The following is a 5,528-nucleotide window of genomic DNA, read 5'->3' as shown; positions in this document are numbered from 1 at the left end:
GATTATTCCAGTAACATTCAGGGTGTCGCCGCTTGCCATTTTCACCTGATATCCCTGACCAAGAGCGAGAGTATCTAATAGTGTGATTGAGTATTGAGGATAATAGACCAAACCGATTTGGTTTTTTACCAAAACCGTGTTGCCAACAATTTCTTGAAAAACACTATCAATATTGTTTTCGTAAGGCTCTATGTATGTAGAAAAAATGCTCCAGCCTGCAGGTAGCGAAATTGGCTGTGTTCCGGCATAAATGCAGGATCCGTTGTTGAAATCAGCATTTGGGTTATAATTTGTCGCAAGCGTATCGTTGCAACCGGGTGTGCCGAGGGTGAAAGTCTGGCAATCGGTATCATAACAACCTACTCCATAATAATTATGGGCAGTCAGACAAATGTTGTAAATACCATAGCTTGAATAAATATGTTCATCCGATATATCACCTCCGTATGAACCATCTCCAAAAGACCAATTATAACCCCATTCAGGGTTGCCTCCGGCTGACACAAAAACTGCCATAGTATCAAATGAAACAAGTGAAGCACTAAAACTTGCAAATACATCACAATCAGGCTCTTCAGCAGTTACTGTAAAACTTCCAAGATCATCATGGCAAGTCGAGTCATCCAAATCCCATATATAAAATGAAATTTCATAATTTCCTGCCAAATCATAATCGCAATACCATTCACCATCATTTACTAAACTATCGACATCCCCATTTCCACAATCACAAACAAGTGCGTAATTATTTGGTGGTTCATTATAAACTTCCCATGCCCATACAACAAATTCCCATCCACCCCACCATTCATATAAATGTTCATCATAATCGAAACCGATATCATCATAACATTCAAGGTCAATATCTTTTTCAACATTCAAAATACAATTGGAATCTGCTTTGTGCGAAATCTGACAGCTTACTTCATAATTTGTTGTTGATGGAAAAGTATGGTCGATAAGTTGCTGATTTGCAATGATTGTTCCATCGCCAAGATTCCATAAAATATCATAATTGGTTAAATCAATGTATGGAATCAATTCAAAAATTGCATGTTTATGAACATTTTCATAAATCACAATTTCGGCAGACTGGATGCAGGTAACACTATCGACATTAATAATTTTTTGAATTTGTTGGTTGCAAGTGTTGTCGGGCAAATAAACTACTGAAAGTGTGATGGTTTTATAACCATATGAATTATAAAAATGCACAGGATTGTTTTGATTCGCCGTGCTAGTGGAATCGCCAAAATCCCAAATAATTTGATAGAAATTTGTATCCAAATTGATTGATGTTTCAAACGATATATTGGTGCTGTCTATTTGCATTGAAAAATCAAGATTATCTATACAAGTAGTTACAATGGTATCATAAATATTTAAAAAACACAGACTGTCGTTTTTGTCCTGAATATTCAAAACAATAGAAAAGGTATCAATTGCCTGATAATCATACTCAACAGAAGTTATTTGATAAAATTCTGTTCCGTTGCCCATTTGCCATGTTAAAAAATATTGTGAGGTGTCATAAGGATAAAATGGCTCAATTGAAATTTCTGTAAAATTAACATTTGTATTGAAATACGAATTTGGTACGCCACAATAATTAGAATCGATATAAGTATCCTCAAAACTCGCCACAAAAATATCTTTTCCGCCATTGCTCGAAATCGTGATTGTGTCTATTGTCATTGTGTTTTGGAAATATCCGGTGAGGGCAATTAATCCGGTTTCGGAAACATCAATTGAGTTTGCACCATCGTCGGAAGTACTGCCAAAAGTTTCTGCCCATAGAAAACTTCCAAACAAATCGTATTTTGCAAGGAAAATATCGGTGCCTCCATTCGATGTTTTGCTTTGACCTGTAAAACTTATTGTGTTTTCAAATCGTCCGGTTATGTATATTCCGCCAAGCTCGTTCATAGAAATTCCAAAAGCTTGGTCGTCGCCCGTTCCACCGGCACTTACAACCCACTGCCACTGACCGGAATTGCTGCAACATGCTACAAAAATATCGTAGCCGCCGGTGCTTGTAATCGATTGATTGCCAAAAGTTGCAGTGCCTTGGAAATAACCGGTGATGTAGGAGTTTCCGTTTTGGTCTGTGGTGATGTCTCGACCGTAGTCGTGTAGAGAACCTCCGGCAGAGTTTGCCCAAACTACATTTCCAAGACTATCATGTTTTATTATAAAAATATCATTATATATTGAATATTGTGTTGTATTTGTTGCAATAAGAGTAAATTGGTCTGCATACAATTCCGCAGGAAAATATCCAGTCAAATAGTTTGATCCTTCTGCATCTATTGATAATGATAGTGCAACTTCCCAATCATAGATATTATCGGAATAATATCTTTTTCCTAATTGATAGTTTATGTTAGTATCAAATTGTGCAAAAATAATATCTTCATATCCATAATTAACATTAAGTTGACGTGGGAAAGTATCATTTCCAATGAAAAGGGTAGGACCTACATTTCCACAAATTGCTAAATAATCATTTTTAACATCTATTCCATATAAGGCAATGTCAGAAGAGTTTAGAGTTATTGCTTTCAAAAAACTACCTGACTTGCTATATCTTGCAACAAAACCTTCTTCAATCCAACCTCCCGAATTTGTATATAAAATGGTATCACCAAACAATGCACCATAGCAATATGTTCCGCTAATATATAACGCATCAGTTTCATCAATACTGATACTTAATGCTTTGTCATCTTTATAGTCCACTCCGGCTTTTTCAACCCACTCAATTGTTCCATAATCATTGTATCTAATTAGAAAAATATCGGAATAAAAGTCATTTAAAGTAGCAAGTACGGAATCATTAAATTGAACAGTTCCAAAATATTTTCCTGTTACAAAAACATTCCCATCATTGTCGATGGCTAAGTCAGCTCCACTATTGTCTTTTGTACCAGCTCCAGTGTTTAGCCAGTTAATGCTTGTTTGAGAGATGATATTACTTGTAAATATTAGTAAGATTGTGATAATTATAAATATATTTTTCATGGCTTTTATTTTATGCAGTTAAGTTTAAAATTAATTTGATTATTTGCTGACCTCAGCACTCCTACATAAATGCCAGATACAAAATGCTTTGCATCTACAATAATCTTATTATTTCCTGAAATACAATTTATTATTTGGTTTGGAACAACACTTCTTCCATGCAAATCGAAAACCTCTAATGAAACAGTTTCTTCAGTTGGACTATAAAACTGAATATATGTTAAATCGGAAAATGGATTTGGATGGTTGGATATAAATGAAAATTCTTGTGAATATGGCAAAATCTCAAAATCAGCAACAATTGCAATTTTATTGGGTATATATTTTCCGTCTCCTTCCTCCCATTTATTAACTTTTATTGTATATTCTAAGTTTTTGTTCTTTTTCCATAATTTTATTTTAAGTTCTTCATTTAAACTCAATCCTTCTATTAAATCAAATGTGGTCGAAATATCCCCTCTAACAGTGATACCCATGCTTTTCTCGGTATAAACAATTGAGCCAACTAAAACATTATCTTGGGTAAAAACTCCAATCTCATCGCCAATCTCCAGCAATATTGCCCAAGAATTATATGGAATTCCCAATGCCATATTATTGTTAGAAATAGAAACGTTTTTAAAATGATGTGGATTCTTAAAATCTGAATAATACTTTAAACTTGGAATATTTGGGGGATATGAGAAAAACTCTTCGACTGCTGTAGATATCTCATATCCTTTTCCGGGATTCATATCACCGATTTGATCAATGTTAAATTCTTTCCAATATATAAGTCCAATTTCATCTTTAATCATTTCTACAGTATCTTCTAACATATAACCAAAAATATCATCAACACCAAGCTCATATTGTTTTAGATATCCTATCATGCTCCAACCTGAATCAATCAACAATTCTGTCTCCTCAGGGATTATCGGCAAACCCGTAATTGTCAAAGTATCAGCATCTTCAACATTAATTTCATATGCTTCGCCAATAGTGATACTATCCAAGTCATTAGTAATACTATCAGGATAATATTTGTTCCCATACTCATCAGCAACTTCAAGAAGATTAGTATCCAATTCTGCAAAAATAGAATCGAAATTGTTTTCTAAAGGTTCGAGGTATGTGGAGAAGATGCCCCAGCCATCGCGGAGGTGGATGTCTTGGTTTGTAACTCTTCTTAACAAAAAAGTATCTCGATACCAACAATCATTAACATTGTCTCTGGCTTCAACCCAGTATATACTATATCCATATGTTCCAATGCTATCACTATAGAATATATTTGTTGAGGTAGTTTCTCCATCGTACCATAAGTATCTGTCATATACGCTATTTTGCACTGATAATGTAATATCAGATGAAGCATTTACAAAAGTATCGTTACCGAATGGTTTAATATGAAAAGGAGGATAAATTTCAGGAAACTGTTGATTTGCTCTATCCCAACAACCACGTTCATTAACTTTAATCAAAAGAGAATCTATTTCCTTAAAAAGAATAGAGTCAACTGTAAGAAAAGCATTATCGGAAAGTAGTATTGAATCGGGAGTTAACCAATATATGGTATCATATCTTGAGGCATAGGATATTTCTAATTCTTCTCCTTCGCAAAAAGTGTTGCTTGACATTCTGTAATCTGCATTTAAACCCCAAACAATCTCAATATCCTTACTAATTTTTGAAAAGCATTGTGTGGCAGTATTTCTTGGTGTTGTATAATAAATGGTATGAAAACCATTATAAGCATCATCGGGATTAAAGTAATAGTCCCGGATTGAATCTTCCGAACTGAAAGTAGAGTCTTCGTCTATAAAATCGCGATATACTGCAACTCCGTAGAAAACTGCACTGTCTTCATCGTGCAAGCCTGTAAGCATTCTATCAAGAGAGTCATAATCGCAATATAAATCGGATAAATTTGTATAGATTTCTAAAGTAGTATCTATTGCAAAATTTTCTAACGAATCAAATGCTAAAATGTCAATTCCGGCTATCGCGGCAGAATAATGCCACATTTCACCGATAGAATCAAATTCCGCTAAATTTTCAAATGTATATATTATTGATTGATTGTAGTGTATCGGACTTGTTAGTGTTTCAGTTGCTGAATAATTTTGTCCTGAATCGAGAGTATAACTTAAATAAAATGCTTCGGTTTCAGGATAAATCCCTGTATTTGTCAATGATATTTTTATTTCAACGCTATCATCCAATCCGCAGGCTGAGACCGGAGAAATCCACTGGTCGATAGTGAGGCTTTTCACTATCATGTAGTCTATTGTTACAGAGCTTGCTGTATCGTAAACCAAATCTAATGTTACAGAATTCTTGTAAACTGTCGGAATATAAAATTGCTCCTGGCTGTCATCTAAAATAATACATTTCATAATCGCTCCGGAATCTATCCCTGAAGCATTAATAGTATCTCCTGTTCCATCAAATTCTGTATATCCACAACAGCGCAGAACTCCAATTGTATCGTAATAAAATAAACCAATAGTATCGCCTGCGGAAAT

General features: G+C 34.4%; 2 protein-coding genes. Both read right to left on the bottom strand.

The genetic code is table 11. The features are described from left to right. The coding region (locus HN894_13395) for a PKD domain-containing protein (GenBank protein ID MBT7144317.1) at positions 1 to 3,021 on the bottom strand (3,021 nt) is incomplete at its 3' end. A gap of 5 nt (positions 3,022 to 3,026) precedes the next feature. Beyond that, on the bottom strand, positions 3,027 to 5,528 hold a 2,502-nt coding region (locus HN894_13390), incomplete at its 5' end, for a T9SS type A sorting domain-containing protein (GenBank protein MBT7144316.1).

The sequence above is a fragment of the Bacteroidota bacterium genome (genome assembly GCA_018692315.1).
Classification (GTDB): domain Bacteria; phylum Bacteroidota; class Bacteroidia; order Bacteroidales; family JABHKC01; genus JABHKC01.
This window is presented reverse-complemented; position numbering and strand designations above follow the sequence as displayed.